This window comes from Tardiphaga sp. 619_E2_N8_4 (genome assembly GCF_051810905.1).
GTDB classification, from domain to species: Bacteria; Pseudomonadota; Alphaproteobacteria; order Rhizobiales; family Xanthobacteraceae; genus Tardiphaga; species Tardiphaga robiniae.
This window is the reverse complement of record NZ_JBPWQJ010000001.1, coordinates 4,611,247-4,628,087: the sequence shown is the minus strand read 5'-3', so window position 1 is coordinate 4,628,087 and position 16,841 is coordinate 4,611,247. Positions and strand designations below refer to the sequence as shown.

The following is a 16,841-nucleotide window of genomic DNA, read 5'->3' as shown; positions in this document are numbered from 1 at the left end:
GATGCGGTAGACGGTCGGCCACCCCTGTCTCTTAAACAGGTGTCTTTCAACATTTGCCGGTGAGCGCGACGGACCCGAAGCTGGCTTCCCTAAAAGCAGGGTCCGTGCCAAGTTCGCTCCTCGGCTATTTTTGAAGCATTATCAGGTTATTACATCGCACCTGACGAGGTTCGCATCAAGAGTATTCGATTACTTTTGCCTACATAGTGATCAAAGTGATCGCGTGATGTGCAGTTTTACTCTGCTGCGTTCGCGTGTGACGCGAGTGCCTTCCAAAAAGGCGTAATGAGAAGCGAGATGGATATTCTAACGACCGACGAGATGGCGCGCGCTGATCAACTCACGATTGCGGCGGGCACGCCAGGCTTCAAACTCATGCGCGCCGCCGGACGGGCGGTCGCGGATGTGGCGGGCGAACTGGCCGAGGAGGGGGCGATCCTGGTCGTTGCCGGTCGTGGCAACAATGGCGGTGATGGCTTCGTCGCGGCGGCCGAGCTCGCGGCGCAGGGGCGTGACGTTTCGGTGATCCTGCTCTGCGACCGGGCCACGCTGAAGGGCGATGCGGCGCTGGCTGCCAAGGGATGGAAGGGTGAGGTGCTGCCCTGTGATCCCTCCTTGATCGGGCAGCCGGCTTTGATCATCGATGCGTTGTTCGGCGCCGGGCTCAATCGTCCGGTCAAGGGCGATCCGCTGATCATGATCGACGCCATCAATGCGGCCGGCGTGCCCGTGCTGGCTGTCGACCTGCCGAGCGGTATCAACGGCGATTCAGGGGCCGTGATGGGCGGCGCTATCAGGGCGACCGAGACCGTGACGTTCTTCAGGCCCAAGCCGGGCCATCTGCTGGTGCCGGGCCGGGTGCATTGTGGCCGGCTGCGGGTGATCGACATCGGCATCGATGAGGATGTGCTGGCGGAAATCCGGCCGCAGACCTTCGAGAACAATCCGGACCTGTGGGCCGACGCGTTTCCGGTGCCGAAAATCAACAGCCACAAATTCTCGCGCGGCCATGCCGTGGTTGTCTCCGGCGACATCGCCGCCACGGGCGCTGCCCGGCTGTCCGCCCGCGCGGCGCTGCGCGGCGGGGCGGGGTTGGTGACGGTGGCGTCGCCGCGCGATGCGCTGGCGGTCAATGCCGCCGCGCTGACCGCGGTGATGGTGCGGCCGGTGGATACGTCGGCAGAGTTCGCCGCGCTGATCGGCGGCAAGGTGTCAGCCTGCGTGATCGGGCCGGGGGGCGGTGTTGGCGAACGGACGCGCATGTTCGTGGAGGCCATCCTGACCACGAAGCGACATGCGGTGCTCGACGCCGATGCGCTGACCAGCTTCGCGGGGGCGCCCGAGCAGCTGTTCGGTCTGATCAAGGCCAGCCCGGAATCCGGTGTCGTGTTGACGCCTCACGAAGGTGAATTTTCACGCATCTTCAGCAAGGTGGATGTGGAACATCCAGCAGTATCTAAACTGGAGCGCGTTCGTCTGGCGGCGCAAGAGTCAGGCGCTATCGTGCTGTTGAAGGGGCCGGATACGGTCGTGGCGTCGCCTGATGGCCGAGCCGCCATATCAGCCAATGCGCCGCCATGGCTGGCGACTGCCGGTTCCGGCGATGTGCTGGCCGGCATTGTCGGCGCGCTGCTGGCGCAAGGCGTTCCGGCCTATGAGGCCGCCTGTATCGGCGTGTGGATGCATGGCGAGGCCGGCAGCGAGGCTGGGCCGGGGCTGATCGCCGAGGATCTGACCGAGGTGCTGCCGGCGGTGTTCCGTCGGCTCTACGACCAGCTCGGTATCCAATACTGACGACCTCTCAGTCGACGCCGTACCAGCGGACCTGCCGCGGGGCGGCCCAGTCAGCGACGAAGGCCTCCATCAGCCAGCGCCCGACATTGTTGGCGGCAAAGGCGATGCGCTGGGTCTGGCCGACGTCCAGCGCCAGGGTGTCGAGCCAGAACGGCTTCCAGCCGTCGTCGAGCCTGTCGAGCAGGCGGACGTGATGGCCGTGGATCTGGAATACCATCGGGCTGGTGGCCCGGTTGGTCAGCGCAAGCACCACGGTGCGGCCGGGCTTGGTCCGGAATGCCGGCGGCGTGCTGGCGGACAGATCGACCGGCTTCACCCATTCGGGACTGACGGCGCTCAGGGCCATATCGACGCGCAGCGCGCCCTTGAGATCGAGCTGAGCTGGCAAACCGTTGGAGGGCAGCGGCGCGGCGGCCGGCAGGGGCGTGGCCCGTAGCGGTGGATCGTTGGACATTTGGATCTGGCCGATCGGCCGGGCTGTCTTGCCGTCATGGAGCAGGATCGCCGAGGTCGATCCCGCCGGCCTGACGGCGTCGAGGAAGACGTCAACCCGCGTTCCGGGCGCCAGCACCACCTGATTATTACGGGCAGGGAATGGCTCCGAGGGCTGACCGTCGATGGCCATCACACGGACCTCGTGATCGTCAAATTTTATAGCAACCACATTGCGTTGGCAGCCATTGATGAGACGGAGCCTGAGCCGTTCGTTGACGCGGGCCGACAGCTCCAGCGTGGATTTCCGGTTGATCAGGAACAGCGCCGCGGCGTCTTTCGGATCACTGGCGGGGGCGAGCAGACCGCCGTCCGGCCTGAGGCGGAAGTCCTCGATCAGCAGCACCTCGTCGCGGTCCACCTCGATCGGATCGCTCTCCTGGACGACCACGCTGCGGACCTGAGACGGCAGCGCCTGACCGTCGCCGAGCAGGCGCATGTCCAGATACGACGTTCCGGCGCTGCGCATCTGCAGCTTGAACGCGTCCTTGGCCCCGGCCGCGACCGGCTTGCGGTCGAGCAGCGGGCCGATCCCGGACGTGCCGTTAATGCCTCGGCAGTTCAAGACGATAGGGACCGGCAGCTGATTGGCGAGTTGAACTGTGATCTCGTCGCCGCGGTTGAAGCGCAGCGGCCCCTTCTGGGCCGAATGGAGCGTCCAGGCCTCGGTGGAGGCGCCGGGCTTCACCGGGAAGGGATCAGTCTTGGCCTGTAGTTCCAGCGCGGCGACGGCTTGCGCGAGGCTGACCCGGGGCAGAATCGGGGCGATCAGCGCGCTTCCGGCGCCTGCAAGCAGGGTCCGGCGCGTGAGGGGGAGAAAGCGGTTCGTCATGCCCAAATCCCGACCATTTTGCCGCGCCAAAGTCCAGTTGCCGGGGCTGCGGCAAGTAAGCCGCTATGTGACCATTTTTTTGCTGCGAACCACGGTCCCCATGTTATAAGCCCGCCGCTCGCGACATCGCGGCCGGACATGATGTTTTTCGCGGGCGTGGCGGAATTGGTAGACGCGCTGGATTTAGGTTCCAGTGACGAAAGTTGTGGGGGTTCGAGTCCCTCCGCCCGCACCAAGCGCACATAGCGTTTGACCATGACGATTTTCGGACGTGTTTCCGCAAGGTTGGCCTTGCAGAGACAGTTCGCACCACCGGCGCAGGCTCTGGCCTGATGCCGCACAGATTTACAATGTCCGGGCCATTGGGCCGGACCAAGCGGGAAGAAGATTGACGCCATGCAGGTGAATGAAACCCTCTCCGAGGGATTGAAGCGCGAGTTCTCGGTCAACGTGCCGGCTGCCGACATCGAAGCCAAGGTCGATGCGCGCCTCGATGACATGAAGGGCAAGGTCAAGCTCAACGGCTTCCGCCCGGGCAAGGTTCCCGTCGGTCACCTGAAGCGTCTCTATGGTCGCTCGGTTGCCGCCGAGACCGTCGATGAATTGATCCGCGACACCAACACGCAGATCTTCACCGAGCGTGGCTTCAAGCTCGCTTCCGAGCCGAAGATCACGATGCCGACCGAGCAGAAGGAAGTCGAAGACATCCTGTCGGGCAAGTCGGACCTGAATTACACCGTCGCCATCGAAGTCGTGCCGCCGATCGCGCTCGCCGACTTCAAGAGCTTCACCGTCGAGAAGCCGGTGGCCGAAGTGACCGATGCGGACGTCGATGAAGCGATCAAGCGCGTCGCCGACCAGAACCGTTCCTTCACCGAGAAGACCGGCAAGGCCGAGTCGGGCGACCGCGTGACGGTCAACTTCAAGGGCACCATCGACGGCGTCGCCTTCGAGGGCGGCACCGGCGAGGAGATCCCGGTTGCGATCGGCTCCAACACCTTCATCCCGGGCTTCGAGGACCAGCTGATCGGCATCGCCGCCGGCGAGACCCGCACCCTCAAGGTGTCGTTCCCGGTCAACTATGCGAGCGAGACGTTGGCCGGTAAGGCTGCCGAGTTCGAGACCACCGCGGCCAAGGTCGAATCGCCGGTCGACACCGTGATCGACGACGAGTTCGCCAAGACCCTCGGCCTCGAGTCCCTCGACAAGCTGAAGGAAGCCGCGCGCGAGCGTCTGGTTGCCGAATTCGCCGGTGCGACCCGCCAGCGCGTCAAGCGCCTGCTGCTCGACCGTCTCGACGAGACCCACAAGTTCGATGCGCCTCCGTCGCTGGTCGACGAAGAGTTCAAGCTGATGTGGAATTCGATCCAGCAGGAGATGGCATCGTCGGGCAAGACCTTCGCCGATGAGGACACCACCGAAGAAGCCGCGCAGGAAGAGTACCGCAAGATCGCCGACCGCCGCGTGCGTCTCGGTCTCGTGCTTTCGGAGATCGGCGAGAAGAACAAGATCACCGTCAGCGATGACGAGGTCAGCCGTGCCGTGATCGAGCGCGCCCGCTCGATGCCGGGCCGCGAGAAGGAAGTGTGGGACTTTTACCGCAGCAATCCCAACGCGCTGGCCCAGCTTCGTGCACCGATCTACGAGGACAAGGTCGTCGACTTCATCCTCGAACTGGCCAATGTGACCGAGAAGAAGGTGTCCAAGGACGACCTTTACAAGGACGAGGACGAGAAGACCGCGGCCTGAGCAGCAGCTTCTTAGAAGACGTTAAAAGAAACGCCGGCCGGGTCCTCCAGCCGGCGTTTTGACGTTAAGGATACCGCTCGAAACAGGTTCCAAAAGGGCTCCAGCGCTTTGCGGTGGCCGTCCGAATCGGCTTGAACTGAGGTTCAGGGCGGCATGTGGACCGGTGGTCTTGTTGCTGCTCGATTGGTCCATATCTGTGGGCTCTGTTTGTTGTTCCTGCATCACGGGACGTTCGTCCTCTCCCGGCAAACCGTAACCGGTTCCAGTCTTGCCGATGGACGTGTGTCTCCTCCAACCTTTCGGGTGATCAATGCGCGATCCGGTAGAAACCTACATGAACCTCGTCCCGATGGTGGTCGAACAGACCAACCGCGGCGAACGGGCTTACGATATCTTTTCGCGCCTTTTGAAGGAGCGCATCATCTTCGTGACCGGTCCGGTCGAAGATGGCATGTCGACGCTGACCGTTGCCCAGCTTCTGTTTCTCGAAGCCGAGAATCCGAAGAAGGAAATCTCGATGTACATCAACTCGCCCGGTGGCGTGGTGACGTCGGGTCTGGCGATCTACGACACGATGCAGTTCATCCGTCCGCCGGTGTCGACGCTGTGCGTCGGTCAGGCCGCGTCGATGGGCTCGCTGTTGCTGACGGCTGGCGCAAAGGATATGCGCTTTGCGCTGCCGAACGCCCGCATCATGGTTCATCAGCCGTCAGGCGGCTTCCAGGGCCAGGCCACCGACATCCTGATCCATGCCAAGGAAGTCGAGAGCCTGAAGCGCCGGCTCAACGAGATCTATGTGAAGCACACGGGACGTGCTTACGAGGACATTCACAACGCGCTTGAGCGCGATAACTTCATGACGGCGGATCAGGCGAAGGATTTCGGGCTGATCGACAAGGTCATCGACAAGCGCGCTGAAGAATCGACCCCGGCGAAGCCGGCCTAAACGACGCCGTTTCGGCGAACATATCGAGACCGAGACAGACGGCGCCCGCGCGCCGCCTGTCCCAAGCAAGCCATATCGATCAAGTTATTCCCGAATTGGTACTATGTGCCGACGCCAGCAGACGCGAGAGTTCCGCTTTCGTGCTGGTCGGGTGGTGTCATTCACGCAACGTTCCCCAATTTTCGGGGTTCTCCCGCGCAAATGCCGCAAATCACGCTATTGTCACGCTCCAGGCGATGGAGCCGATTAGCGAATTCTTGATCATCGGCTGTCAGCATGGTTCGCTGATGCGGATCGGTTAGTATCGCGGGGATTCGAGTGAGCCGTGATTCGAGCGGCATTCTGGAACGAGGTCTTTTTTGGTACGGATTTTGCTCTATCTACGGGATATGTCCCGTAACTGGGCGACCGGCAGACAAAGATCGAACGGCGGACGGAGATAGGAATGAGTAAGGTCGGTACCAGCGACTCCAAGAACACGCTGTATTGTTCGTTCTGCGGCAAGAGCCAGCACGAAGTTCGCAAACTGATCGCGGGTCCTACCGTCTTCATCTGCGACGAATGCGTTGAACTCTGCATGGACATCATCCGCGAGGAGAACAAGTCCTCGCTGGTCAAGTCGCGCGACGGCATTCCGACGCCGAAGGAAATCTGCAAGGTGCTCGATGACTATGTCATCGGTCAGTTCCATGCGAAGAAGGTTCTCTCGGTCGCGGTGCATAACCACTACAAGCGCCTCAACCACCAGACCAAGCACAACGACGTCGAACTCGCGAAGTCGAACATCCTGCTGATCGGTCCGACTGGTTCGGGCAAGACGCTGCTCGCGCAAACGCTCGCCCGCATTCTGGATGTGCCGTTCACGATGGCCGATGCGACGACGCTGACCGAAGCCGGTTATGTCGGTGAGGACGTCGAGAATATCATCCTCAAGCTGCTGCAGGCGGCCGACTACAATGTCGAGCGTGCGCAGCGCGGCATCGTCTATATCGACGAAATCGACAAGATCTCGCGCAAGTCGGACAATCCGTCGATCACCCGTGACGTGTCGGGTGAGGGCGTGCAGCAGGCTCTGCTGAAGATCATGGAAGGCACCGTTGCCTCCGTGCCTCCGCAGGGCGGCCGCAAGCATCCGCAGCAGGAATTCCTGCAGGTGGATACGACGAACATCCTGTTCATTTGCGGCGGTGCGTTCTCGGGCCTCGAGAAGATCATCTCGTCGCGTGGACGGACCACCTCGATCGGCTTCGCAGCGCAGGTTCTGGCACCCGAAGATCGCCGCACCGGTGAAATCTTCCGCCACGTCGAGCCGGAAGATCTGCTGAAGTACGGCCTGATCCCCGAATTCGTCGGCCGTCTGCCAGTGGTCGCGACACTCGAGGACCTCGACGAGACCTCGCTGAAGAAGATTCTGATCGAGCCGAAGAACGCGCTGGTCAAGCAGTACCAGCGCCTGTTCGAGATGGAGAACATCGAGCTGACCTTCGCGGACGAGGCACTGGGTGCGGTGGCCCGCCGGGCTATCGAACGCAAGACCGGTGCACGTGGTCTGCGGTCGATCCTGGAGAGCATTCTGCTCGAAACCATGTTCGATCTGCCCGGTCTGGAAGGTGTCGAGGAAGTCGTCATCTCCAAGGAGGTTGTGGATGGGACGGCTCGCCCGCTCTACATCTACGCCGACCGTTCGGACCGGACGGCGGAGAGCAGCGCAAGCGCCTGATCGGCGCGGCTTTCGGGCCCATCGACTTAAGTTCAATAGGCGGCTGCCGGTGATCGGCAGCCGCCTATTTTATTGCTGCTACGCTCTGTAAACCGCCCTTGTTCATGGGTATTTCCGCGACTTGACACCCCCCCGGCCCATAGCCACCTAATGCTCTCGGCGAACACAAAATCTCCCTCAAGATTCGCCATAACGATCCGGACACGTAGAGCCTGAGACGGCCGAGCAAAGACGGAAAATCGGCACCTTGTGCGGTTGCGCCATCGGGCGGACTGCTTGCAAGGGGGCACAGCAAAAGGAATGGGCCATGACTGCCTCCAAACCCCGGCCAACCATTGTTCACGGCGAAAGCCACTCCTATCCGGTGTTGCCGCTGCGCGATATCGTCGTCTTCCCGCACATGATCGTGCCTCTCTTCGTCGGCCGCGAGAAATCGATCCGCGCGCTCGAAGAGGTGATGAAGAACGATGCGCTCATCATGCTCGCCACGCAGAAGAATGCGTCGGACGATGATCCATCGCCGGACTCGATTTACGAGATCGGTACGCTCGCCAGCGTGCTGCAGCTTTTGAAGCTTCCCGACGGCACCGTGAAGGTGCTGGTGGAAGGGCTCGAGCGCGCCAAGGTCGAGAAGTATTCCGATCGCACTGAATATTACGAAGCGACGGCTGTCGCGCTGGCCGATACCGATGCGAAGAGCGTCGAGGCGGAAGCACTGTCGCGTTCGGTGGTCTCGGATTTCGAGAGCTATGTGAAGCTCAACAAGAAGATCTCCGCCGAAGTCGTCGGTGTCGTGCAGGCGATCACTGACTTCGCCAAGCTCGGCGATACTGTTGCGTCGCATCTCGCCGTCAAGATCGCAGATCGCCAGGGCATCCTGGAAACGCTGTCCGTCACCGCGCGCCTGGAGAAGGTGCTCGGCCTGATGGAGAGCGAGATCTCGGTGCTGCAGGTCGAGAAGCGCATCCGCTCGCGCGTCAAGCGCCAGATGGAGAAGACCCAGCGCGAGTACTATCTCAACGAGCAGATGAAGGCGATCCAGAAGGAGCTCGGCGACGACGAGGGTCGTGACGAGCTGGCCGACATCGAAGAGAAGATCGCCAAGACCAAGCTGTCGAAGGAAGCCCGCGAGAAGGCGCAGCACGAGCTGAAGAAGCTGCGCCAGATGTCGCCGATGTCCGCTGAAGCGACCGTCGTGCGCAACTATCTCGACTGGCTGCTGTCGATTCCGTGGGGCAAGAAGTCCAAGGTCAAGAAGGACCTCGCTGCGGCGCAGGCCGTGCTGGACGACGATCACTACGGGCTCGAGAAGGTCAAGGACCGCATCGTCGAGTATCTCGCGGTCCAGACGCGCGCCAACAAGCTGAGCGGGCCGATCCTGTGCCTCGTCGGTCCTCCCGGCGTCGGCAAGACCTCGCTCGGCAAGTCGATCGCCAAGGCGACCGGACGTGAGTTCGTGCGTGTGTCGCTCGGCGGCGTGCGTGACGAGGCGGAGATCCGCGGACATCGCCGGACCTATATCGGTTCGATGCCCGGCAAGATCATCCAGTCGATGCGCAAGGCCAAGACGACGAATCCGCTCTTCCTGCTGGATGAGATCGACAAGATGGGCGCCGATTTCCGCGGCGATCCGTCGTCGGCTCTGCTTGAGGTCCTTGACCCCGAGCAGAACGGCACCTTTGCCGATCACTACCTGGAGGTCGACTACGATCTGTCGAACGTGATGTTCATCACCACGGCGAACACCCTGAATATTCCGGGCCCGCTGATGGATCGTATGGAGATCATCCGGATCGCCGGCTACACGGAGAACGAGAAGGTCGAGATCGCCCGCAAGCATCTCATCCCGATCGCGCTCTCCAAGCACGGTCTGGATGCCAAGGAATGGTCGATCGACGACGACGCCTTGCTCTTGATGATCCGCCGCTACACCCGCGAAGCGGGCGTGCGTAATCTGGAGCGCGAGCTCTCCACACTGGCCCGCAAGGCCGTGAAGGAGCTGATGCTCTCGAAGAAGAAGGTGGTGAAGGTCACCGAGAAGAATCTCGAAGAGTTCCTGGGCGTGCCCAAGTATCGCTACGGCGAGATCGAGAGCGACGATCAGGTCGGTGTCGTCACCGGTCTGGCATGGACGGATGTCGGTGGTGAATTGCTCACCATTGAAGGCGTCATGATGCCCGGCAAGGGCCGCATGACCGTCACCGGCAACCTGCGTGACGTGATGAAGGAATCGATCTCGGCAGCGGCGTCCTATGTCCGCTCGCGCGCGATCAACTTCGGGATCGAGCCGCCGCTGTTCGAGCGGCGCGACATCCACGTCCACGTGCCCGAAGGTGCAACGCCGAAGGACGGTCCGTCCGCAGGCGTGGCGATGGCGACGACGATCGTGTCCGTGCTCACGGGCATTCCGATCCGTCACGATGTCGCCATGACCGGCGAGATCACGCTGCGCGGCAGGATCCTGCCGATCGGTGGTCTGAAGGAGAAGCTGTTGGCAGCGGCCCGCGGCGGCATCAAGACGGTGCTGATCCCCGAGGACAATGCCAAGGATCTCACCGAGATCTCCGACGCCATCAAGGGCGGGCTGAACATCATCCCGGTCGCCCGGATGGACGAGGTGATCGCCAACGCCCTGGTGCGAGCGCCGAAGGCGATCGTCTGGGAAGAGGATACCAAGCTGCCGGTGAAGGCAGACGGCGCGGAAGAGGCCGGCAGCGGTCTGACGGCCCACTAAGGCTGATATCCTCGACAACAATCAGCGGCGCCCTTCGGGGCGCCGTTTTTTTTATGGCAAGATCGCAGTTGCTTGAGATGTTCGGGAGACGGGACGATGCAGATCGACGGCCAATGCCACTGCGGCTTCATCAGCTATCGCGCGACGATCGATCCGCAGGGGGTGTCGATCTGTCACTGCACGGATTGCCAGATGCTGACTGGTTCGCCCTATCGCGTCACGGTACTGACGCCGGCCGACACGATCGAGATGACGGGCGGTGCGCCGAAGATCTATGTCAAGCGCGGCGACAACGGTCTCAACCGGCTGCAGCACTTTTGCGGGGACTGCGGCTCGCCGATATTCGCCAGTGGCGAGGAGGCTGAGGATAACGAGTGGGGTATTCGCTGGGGCAGTATCCGCCAGCGCGCCGAGCTGCCGCCACGACGCCAGATTTGGTGCCGGTCAGCCGCGCCCTGGGTTTATGATCTTGCGGAACTGCCAGCGCGGCCAAAGGGATCGAACGATCCATAGAGGGCCAGAGGAGGTGGTAGGCGGCGAGAGATTCGAACTCCCGACCCTCTCGGTGTAAACGAGATGCTCTAACCAGCTGAGCTAGCCGCCCTCGGGCAATCACCCTCACGGCCTCTCTTTAACGCCAGCACTCCGTCGCGGCAAGGCGTTCCCGCGCGGATATTCCGATCTCGCCCTCAGGTGTTTCGCCTAGCGCGCCGCCAGCACCTTGGCGAGTTGAACGCCTTCGTTCAACAGCGCCATGCGCAGCAGATCATAGGTCGTCTCGGACCCGCATGCGTTCGCCAGCCGCAAAGCTTGCAGCATCGTGACGATCAGCTCGTCGCTGTCCTTGCCGCCCTGAATGACTTGGAACTGATTGGGGGACATCGGCATCAGGCGATCCGCCGGGATGTCTGAGGCAGTGCAAAGACGCTGTCTTTGATGGCGACACTCTTGCTGACGCGGGCGAGACACTTTTCGCTGACATGAAACAGCACGGCGATGGTGGCCTCGCCATCGATCATGGCTGGCAATCCCAGCGGCTCGATCTCCAGTCCGAAGCCCTGAAGAATCGGGATGCGCAAGGGATTGATGACCGAGGTGAAACCGGACAGGCCTTCCATCAGGCCATATTCCTGAATCGCGAGCAGCAGTTCGAAATAGTGATGGCTGCGGCGTTCGGACTTGCGCATGGCAAAGCGTGTCAGCTCGAACACATCGCGGCGCTGGATCAGCGCGCCATCGACAAGCTGCGCAAAATTCTCGCTGAGCATGTGAGGCAAGACGGTTGGATAGAGCCGGAAGCCGCCTGCGACAGTGCCTGCGTCGTCGGCCGCGACCAGATAGACGGCGGCATCATCGTCATACTGGTCTTTCTCGTGCTCGCCATCGACATCGAAGGCGGTCCAGCCGCGCTCGCCGACGAAGACCTCGTGCCGTAACCGAAATTGCTTGTCCAGGAGATCGCCGAACTGCCCAGCATTACCGCTGTGAATGACCTCGATCATAAAAAGCTCTCCACGCTCGTCTGCGTGGAGGGTTCTCATGATGAGTTTGGTCGCGATATTCCGTGGGCAGGGGATTGACAATTCAGAAAGCGATCAGTCCTTGTGTGATCGCTTCGGCCACGGCCTGCGCGCGCGTATGCGCATTCAACTTGTGCATGGCAGCGGTGACAGTCTTGTTCACCGTATCCTCGGAGATACCGAGAATAACGCTCGTATCCCAGGCGGTCTTTCCGGCAGCGACCCAGCTGACGACCTCGCGCTCCCGCAAGGTGAGGGCGATCAACTTCGCACGCTGGTGAGAGCGAAGCGTTGCAAAGCGGTTGAACGCATACATGGTGACGAGCTCGATGGCGCCGTGCGCGTCTTCGGTATTTTCGACTTCGTAGCCTGCCAGCGAGAGGCCGGCCTGATAGCCGTTCATGCCGTGCACGGGTGCGCAGAGGCCGAACTTCAATCCGTAATCGACAGACGCGATCTCCATGATGGTCCGTGATATCGGGCTGACCTCATCGAGCCGGATGTCGGACCAGGTGAACAGCTCGGGTTGCCGGCGGATCCGCGGCGCAACGGGATCCGAGGCATAGAAATTGGACGCGCTATATTGTTCGGCCCATGGCTTGGGCCATACTTTCAGCAGCACGCGATCTTCGAACGGTTGGTTGACGCCGGTCGAGGCCAGAAAGCAGATGTGGTTGTAGCCGAACGATTTGGCCGTAGCGGCCACGACATCGCCAACCGCAGACATGGAGGCGGCATTGGCAATGCTTTCGATGGCCGACAACGCGGTCTGAAAATGCTTGCCTTTGAATGACCCCATGGCGCGCCTGCATATCAGCTGAAATGGAGCTATGTTTTTGGGAAATTATTCTTGTTATAATTTATAATATGTACTGGGGAGGATATCGTCGCCGTCACGGCGCGCAATTCGCCATTCGATTGACAGTACAACTATACACCGTTCCGTCACTGCCGGAACGCCCGTCCCTCGCTGCTTTGTGCCGCGAATGGTTCTTTGTTACCACTACGCCCTTTCTTCCCAGATCATCGCGAGATGCACGATGGTCTGCACGGCTTTTTCCATGTCCTGAACGCTGACCCATTCGGTACGGCCATGGAAGGCGTGTTCGCCGGCGAAGATGTTGGGGCAGGGCAGGCCCATGAAGGACAGCCGCGATCCGTCGGTGCCGCCGCGGATGCTGCTGCGGACGGGTTTGAGCCCGGCGCGCTGGATCGCTTCCACGGCGTATTCGACCATCTGCGGATAGCGGTCGATCACCTGCTTCATGTTGCGGTATTGCTGCTTGATCTCGAGCGTCGCCGTCGAATGCGGATAGGCCGTCATCACGTCGTCGACGATGGATTGCAGCAGCGCTTCCTTCTCCGCAAGGCCGTCATCTGTGAAGTCGCGCACGATCAGACTGAGCGTCGCTTTTTCAAGCGCGCCAGAAATGCCGATCGGATGCAGGAAGCCTTGCTTGCCGTCGGTGGTCTCAGGCGAACAGGTGTCTTTCGGCAGTCGCTCGACGATTGCGGCGGCGATCTTGATGGCGTGCTCCATCTTGCCCTTGGCAAAGCCGGGATGCGCGCTGACGCCTTCGATGGTGATGACGGCACCGTCGGCCGAGAAAGTCTCGTCTTCGACATAGCCGGCGGTCTCGCCATCCATGGTGTAGGCGAAGTCGGCGCCCAGTTTTGTCAGGTCGACCTTGTCGACGCCGCGGCCGATCTCTTCATCGGGCGTGAAGAGGATCTTGATGGTGCCGTGCCTGATCTGTGGATTGGCAACCAGGAAACGTGCCGCATCCATGATCTCGGCAAGGCCGGCCTTGTTGTCGGCGCCCAGCAAAGTGGTGCCGTCGGTGGTGATGATGTCATGGCCGATCTGATCCTTCAGCGCCGGATTGTCGGCGACGCGGATGACCTGCGTTGTGTCCACCGGCAGCACGATATCGCCGCCCCGATAGTTCTTGACGATCTGCGGCTTGACGTCCTTGCCGCTGCAGTCGGGCGAGGTGTCCATATGCGAGCAGAAACATATCACCGGCACTTTCTTGTCCGATGTCGCGGGGATCGTCGCATAGACATAGCCATGCTCGTCGAGATGCGCGTCCCTGAGCCCCAGGTCCCGCAGCTCCTGCGCGAGCACGCGGCCGAGATCCTTCTGCTTTTCGGTCGATGGGCAGGTGGGGGAGGCGGGGTCGGACTGGGTGTCGATCACTACATAGCGCAGGAAGCACGCAGTCACGTCATGGGCGAAATCGAAGGGGGGAGTTGCTGTCAAAGGGCACCATCTGATTGCAGAAGTCCTGGCAGCTTAGAAGTTTCATTCCGGGCCGTCACGAGGACGCGGCCCGGAATGAGATCAGTTCAAGCGGTCGATCAGACGGCTTCCTTGAGTTCCTTGGCCGGCCGGAACGCGACCTTCTTGCTGGCCGCGATCTCGATCTGCTCGCCGGTCGCCGGGTTGCGACCCATGCGGGCGGCACGCTTGCGGACCTGAAGGATGCCAAGGCCGACGATGCGGATACGCTCGCCATTCTTGAGGTGGTTGGTGATGCGCTCCACCATGTCACCGAGGATTTCTTCGGCCTTCTTCTTCGACAGCTCGTGATCTTCAGCCAGGGCCGCGGCGAGATGCTTCAGCGTGATGGTGGGAGGAGTGGCCGCTTTCGCGGCGGTGGTGGTTGCAGCTTTTGCCATGAATCTGGCCCTTCTCGTTGGTGGTCTGTCTTAAACCTGTGACGCAGCAGGGCTTAAACGATTCGGAGCGATGCCGCCCCGCTGTTTTGCCTGCAAACAGGGGCTTATTTGCATTTCCGGCCTTAAAACGGCCTTCTCGCAAAGCCTGCAACGACGCCTTCTTGTGATGTCCCCGGGAATGGTTCTGCAACGTCCTTGACTTCAAAAGGACGTCCCTTTATGTCCAGCCCCACTGCGGGATTGCAGACGATCCACGCGGGAGTAGCTCAGTTGGTTAGAGCGCTGCCCTGTCACGGCAGAGGTCGCGGGTTCGAGTCCCGTCTCTCGCGCCATTCCATCGGGAATGGCGGGATTCAGGTCCATCCGCGGTCGTCCCCACAAGTTTCCTCAAGAGAATTATAGAGTTGCAGACGTCACGCGCGGCATTTGACGTGCCAGCGCTCAGAACGAATCTGCGAGCGCGATTTCCTGCTTCAGCGCCTCGATTCGCCGCGCGGCTTCAGCGCGCGTCAGGTCCTTTTCGAATTGTTTGGGCTGATAGGCCTCGATCGCCAGCGATTTCAGCGTCAGCGCCTGGCCGCGAGTCATCGGCCCGGAGAGGCGATCCGGCAGGCTCTCATACGACGATACCGATGCGGCAATCGCGGGGACGACGATCTCACCGCGGGTGTTCAAAGCCGGGGTCTTCAAAGCCAGGGCCTTCAAAGCAAGGGTCATGGGAACCTCCAAAAATCCGATCTGGGTCGAAACAATGGCTTGTCAATTTGTTCTCTTTTTGTTCTATATCGCAAATGACCAAGCTCGCCAACCTGAATTTCAGAATCGCCCGGCTGCGCTACCAGATGAAAGGGGTGCAGTCGGATATCCGGCTGCTGACCAATGCTGGGCTGGACTGTGCCAATGCCTCCATGCGCCTGCAGCGGATGCAGGCCGATCTGCTGGCGCTCATTGCGGAGCGCGAGGTGCTAGCATGTCCGGCGTGAGCGAGCCGCCGCAACTCAGGATCATCACATTGCGGGCGCAGATCGCCGAGCTCGGCGCGGCGATCCGCCTGTTGCGACAGGCGGGCATGGACAACGCCGCCGCGGAGTTGCTGCTGGTACGGAAACGCGCCGAACTGGATGGCATGTTGTGGCAGGGAAGGAACGTCAGGTCCGACCCGCCGACGGGCGAGGTTTGACGGTCCCGGCGGTTGAGAAGTCATGCCGGATTTTTGAGAATCTGCGGGAGGTTTGTCGCAGCCAGCGATGCATCGGCAAGGTTGCGTTTCAATCGTCGCGCCGCGCATGGCAGAGCATGAAACTGTCAACATCCCTTGTCTTGCATGGCTTGTTGCGCTGCGCTAAGCCTCAGAACCATTCCAATGTTCGAATCTGTGGCAAAGTCAGGGCCGCAGGAGTAAGGCTCGCCGATGAACGGCATCTTGCATAATTATCTCCCACTTGTGGTCTTTATCGGCATCGCATCCGTCATCGGTCTGGCCTTGCTGATCGCGCCATTTCTCGTCGCCTACCAGCAGCCAGATCCGGAAAAGCTGTCCGCCTATGAATGCGGATTCAACGCTTTTGACGATGCGCGCATGAAGTTCGATGTGCGGTTCTATCTGGTGGCGATTCTCTTCATCATCTTCGATCTGGAAGTCGCCTTTCTGTTTCCGTGGGCAGTGGCCTTCGGCAAGCTTGGCGCAACCGGCTTCTGGTCGATGATCGTGTTTCTTGGCGTGCTCACCATCGGTTTCGCCTACGAATGGAAGAAAGGCGCGCTCGAATGGGATTGAGCCCAGTCATAGCCTCGGCTCCCGCGATCGCGCAGGCGCCGAAAGGCATCATCGATCCGTCCACCGGCAAGCCGGTCGGCGCGAACGATCCGTATTTTCTCGAGGTCAATGCCGAGCTGTCCGACAAGGGCTTCTTCGTCGCCGCGACCGACGATCTGATCACCTGGGCGCGCACCGGCTCGCTGATGTGGATGACCTTCGGTCTCGCCTGCTGCGCGGTCGAGATGATGCAGGTGTCGATGCCGCGTTACGACGTCGAACGCTTCGGCTTCGCGCCGCGCGCCTCGCCGCGTCAGTCCGACGTGATGATCGTCGCCGGCACGCTGACCAACAAGATGGCCCCGGCGCTGCGCAAGGTTTATGACCAGATGCCGGAGCCGCGTTACGTCATCTCGATGGGCTCCTGCGCCAATGGCGGCGGCTACTATCACTACTCGTATTCGGTGGTTCGGGGCTGCGACCGTATCGTGCCGATCGACATTTATGTCCCGGGCTGCCCGCCCACCGCAGAAGCGCTTCTCTACGGCGTGCTGCTGCTGCAGAAGAAGATCCGCCGCACCGGCACGATTGAACGCTAAGACTCGCGAACGCTTAA

17 protein-coding genes and 3 tRNA genes are annotated in these 16,841 nt (G+C 61.2%); 12 read left to right on the top strand and 8 right to left on the bottom strand.

Translation table 11 applies throughout. The features are described from left to right. Positions 1 to 297 precede the first annotated feature (297 nt). Positions 298 to 1,794, top strand: coding sequence for an NAD(P)H-hydrate dehydratase (locus tag AB8A23_RS22260; RefSeq protein ID WP_439058206.1), 1,497 nt, complete (start codon positions 298 to 300; stop codon positions 1,792 to 1,794). Positions 1,795 to 1,801: 7 nt separating this feature from the next. Here the strand turns inward: AB8A23_RS22260 and AB8A23_RS22255 are convergent, their stop codons facing one another. Continuing rightward, a complete protein-coding gene (locus AB8A23_RS22255) occupies positions 1,802 to 3,118 on the bottom strand; it encodes a multicopper oxidase family protein (protein WP_439058207.1) in 1,317 nt (438 codons plus the stop codon). A 150-nt stretch (positions 3,119 to 3,268) separates the two neighbouring features. Here AB8A23_RS22255 and AB8A23_RS22250 point away from each other — a divergent pair. The 6 genes from AB8A23_RS22250 (at position 3,269) to AB8A23_RS22225 (ending at position 10,780) form a co-directional block, all read left to right on the top strand. After that, a tRNA-Leu gene (locus AB8A23_RS22250) sits at positions 3,269 to 3,353 on the top strand. A gap of 161 nt (positions 3,354 to 3,514) precedes the next feature. Continuing rightward, positions 3,515 to 4,867, top strand: a complete 1,353-nt coding sequence (tig, locus tag AB8A23_RS22245) for a trigger factor (protein ID WP_093758783.1) — start codon at positions 3,515 to 3,517, stop codon at positions 4,865 to 4,867. Between the two features lie 310 nt (positions 4,868 to 5,177). Further along, positions 5,178 to 5,813 (top strand): ATP-dependent Clp protease proteolytic subunit, encoded by a 636-nt coding sequence (locus AB8A23_RS22240; RefSeq protein WP_089264576.1) that lies wholly within the window; start codon positions 5,178 to 5,180, stop codon positions 5,811 to 5,813. 445 nt (positions 5,814 to 6,258) lie between these two features. Further along, positions 6,259 to 7,533, top strand: coding sequence for an ATP-dependent Clp protease ATP-binding subunit ClpX (clpX, locus tag AB8A23_RS22235; protein ID WP_089264575.1), 1,275 nt, complete (start codon positions 6,259 to 6,261; stop codon positions 7,531 to 7,533). Between the two features lie 307 nt (positions 7,534 to 7,840). Continuing rightward, positions 7,841 to 10,267: an endopeptidase La gene (lon, locus tag AB8A23_RS22230; protein ID WP_093758782.1), complete on the top strand. Its 2,427-nt coding sequence runs from the start codon at positions 7,841 to 7,843 to the stop codon at positions 10,265 to 10,267. Positions 10,268 to 10,363: 96 nt separating this feature from the next. Then, positions 10,364 to 10,780 carry a GFA family protein gene (locus tag AB8A23_RS22225; protein WP_439058208.1) on the top strand — a complete coding sequence of 139 codons (417 nt, stop codon included), beginning with the start codon at positions 10,364 to 10,366 and terminating at the stop codon, positions 10,778 to 10,780. A 14-nt stretch (positions 10,781 to 10,794) separates the two neighbouring features. Here the strand turns inward: AB8A23_RS22225 and AB8A23_RS22220 are convergent. From AB8A23_RS22220 to AB8A23_RS22195, 6 genes are all read right to left on the bottom strand, one after another. Continuing rightward, positions 10,795 to 10,871, bottom strand: a tRNA-Val gene (locus AB8A23_RS22220). A gap of 98 nt (positions 10,872 to 10,969) precedes the next feature. Continuing rightward, positions 10,970 to 11,155 (bottom strand): hypothetical protein, encoded by a 186-nt coding sequence (locus tag AB8A23_RS22215; RefSeq protein ID WP_089264572.1) that lies wholly within the window; start codon positions 11,153 to 11,155, stop codon positions 10,970 to 10,972. Then, positions 11,155 to 11,769: an acyl-homoserine-lactone synthase gene (locus AB8A23_RS22210; protein ID WP_158596803.1), complete on the bottom strand. Its 615-nt coding sequence runs from the start codon at positions 11,767 to 11,769 to the stop codon at positions 11,155 to 11,157. The genes AB8A23_RS22215 and AB8A23_RS22210 overlap by 1 nt, the downstream gene beginning before the upstream one ends. A gap of 82 nt (positions 11,770 to 11,851) precedes the next feature. Continuing rightward, positions 11,852 to 12,586: a helix-turn-helix transcriptional regulator gene (locus AB8A23_RS22205; protein WP_089264570.1), complete on the bottom strand. Its 735-nt coding sequence runs from the start codon at positions 12,584 to 12,586 to the stop codon at positions 11,852 to 11,854. Positions 12,587 to 12,790: 204 nt separating this feature from the next. Then, positions 12,791 to 14,050, bottom strand: a complete 1,260-nt coding sequence (gene pepT / locus AB8A23_RS22200; RefSeq protein WP_439058209.1) for a peptidase T — start codon at positions 14,048 to 14,050, stop codon at positions 12,791 to 12,793. Between the two features lie 98 nt (positions 14,051 to 14,148). Then, entirely contained in the window at positions 14,149 to 14,469 is a 321-nt protein-coding gene (locus AB8A23_RS22195) for an HU family DNA-binding protein (RefSeq protein ID WP_068730898.1), read from the bottom strand. Between the two features lie 255 nt (positions 14,470 to 14,724). On the opposite strand from AB8A23_RS22195, the gene AB8A23_RS22190 reads away from it, so the two are divergent. Then, positions 14,725 to 14,801: transfer RNA gene (locus AB8A23_RS22190), tRNA-Asp, on the top strand. 109 nt (positions 14,802 to 14,910) lie between these two features. Here the strand turns inward: AB8A23_RS22190 and AB8A23_RS22185 are convergent. Further along, a complete protein-coding gene (locus AB8A23_RS22185; protein WP_231080817.1) occupies positions 14,911 to 15,186 on the bottom strand; it encodes a DUF3072 domain-containing protein in 276 nt (91 codons plus the stop codon). Between the two features lie 74 nt (positions 15,187 to 15,260). Here AB8A23_RS22185 and AB8A23_RS22180 point away from each other — a divergent pair, with 74 nt between their 5' ends. From AB8A23_RS22180 to AB8A23_RS22165, 4 genes are all read left to right on the top strand, one after another. Further along, positions 15,261 to 15,452 carry a hypothetical protein gene (locus tag AB8A23_RS22180; RefSeq protein ID WP_439058210.1) on the top strand — a complete coding sequence of 64 codons (192 nt, stop codon included), beginning with the start codon at positions 15,261 to 15,263 and terminating at the stop codon, positions 15,450 to 15,452. Continuing rightward, positions 15,440 to 15,649: a hypothetical protein gene (locus AB8A23_RS22175; RefSeq protein WP_089264565.1), complete on the top strand. Its 210-nt coding sequence runs from the start codon at positions 15,440 to 15,442 to the stop codon at positions 15,647 to 15,649. Before AB8A23_RS22180 ends, AB8A23_RS22175 begins: the two co-directional genes overlap by 13 nt. Positions 15,650 to 15,880: 231 nt before the next feature. Further along, a complete protein-coding gene (locus AB8A23_RS22170) occupies positions 15,881 to 16,246 on the top strand; it encodes an NADH-quinone oxidoreductase subunit A (RefSeq protein ID WP_068730894.1) in 366 nt (121 codons plus the stop codon). Then, complete coding sequence (locus AB8A23_RS22165; RefSeq protein WP_089264564.1) at positions 16,237 to 16,824, top strand: NuoB/complex I 20 kDa subunit family protein; 588 nt, start codon at positions 16,237 to 16,239, stop codon at positions 16,822 to 16,824. Before AB8A23_RS22170 ends, AB8A23_RS22165 begins: the two co-directional genes overlap by 10 nt. Positions 16,825 to 16,841: the final 17 nt, after the last annotated feature.

Coding starts and splice junctions, on each gene's coding strand:
- AB8A23_RS22260 (WP_439058206.1), top strand. CDS start 298: ATGGATATTCTAACGACCGACGAGATGGCGCGCGCTGATCAACTCACG.
- AB8A23_RS22255 (WP_439058207.1), bottom strand. CDS start 3,118: ATGACGAACCGCTTTCTCCCCCTCACGCGCCGGACCCTGCTTGCAGGC.
- tig (WP_093758783.1), top strand. CDS start 3,515: ATGCAGGTGAATGAAACCCTCTCCGAGGGATTGAAGCGCGAGTTCTCG.
- AB8A23_RS22240 (WP_089264576.1), top strand. CDS start 5,178: ATGCGCGATCCGGTAGAAACCTACATGAACCTCGTCCCGATGGTGGTC.
- clpX (WP_089264575.1), top strand. CDS start 6,259: ATGAGTAAGGTCGGTACCAGCGACTCCAAGAACACGCTGTATTGTTCG.
- lon (WP_093758782.1), top strand. CDS start 7,841: ATGACTGCCTCCAAACCCCGGCCAACCATTGTTCACGGCGAAAGCCAC.
- AB8A23_RS22225 (WP_439058208.1), top strand. CDS start 10,364: ATGCAGATCGACGGCCAATGCCACTGCGGCTTCATCAGCTATCGCGCG.
- AB8A23_RS22215 (WP_089264572.1), bottom strand. CDS start 11,155: ATGCCGATGTCCCCCAATCAGTTCCAAGTCATTCAGGGCGGCAAGGAC.
- AB8A23_RS22210 (WP_158596803.1), bottom strand. CDS start 11,769: ATGATCGAGGTCATTCACAGCGGTAATGCTGGGCAGTTCGGCGATCTC.
- AB8A23_RS22205 (WP_089264570.1), bottom strand. CDS start 12,586: ATGGGGTCATTCAAAGGCAAGCATTTTCAGACCGCGTTGTCGGCCATC.
- AB8A23_RS22195 (WP_068730898.1), bottom strand. CDS start 14,469: ATGGCAAAAGCTGCAACCACCACCGCCGCGAAAGCGGCCACTCCTCCC.
- AB8A23_RS22185 (WP_231080817.1), bottom strand. CDS start 15,186: ATGACCCTTGCTTTGAAGGCCCTGGCTTTGAAGACCCCGGCTTTGAAC.
- AB8A23_RS22180 (WP_439058210.1), top strand. CDS start 15,261: ATGACCAAGCTCGCCAACCTGAATTTCAGAATCGCCCGGCTGCGCTAC.
- AB8A23_RS22175 (WP_089264565.1), top strand. CDS start 15,440: ATGTCCGGCGTGAGCGAGCCGCCGCAACTCAGGATCATCACATTGCGG.
- AB8A23_RS22170 (WP_068730894.1), top strand. CDS start 15,881: ATGAACGGCATCTTGCATAATTATCTCCCACTTGTGGTCTTTATCGGC.
- AB8A23_RS22165 (WP_089264564.1), top strand. CDS start 16,237: ATGGGATTGAGCCCAGTCATAGCCTCGGCTCCCGCGATCGCGCAGGCG.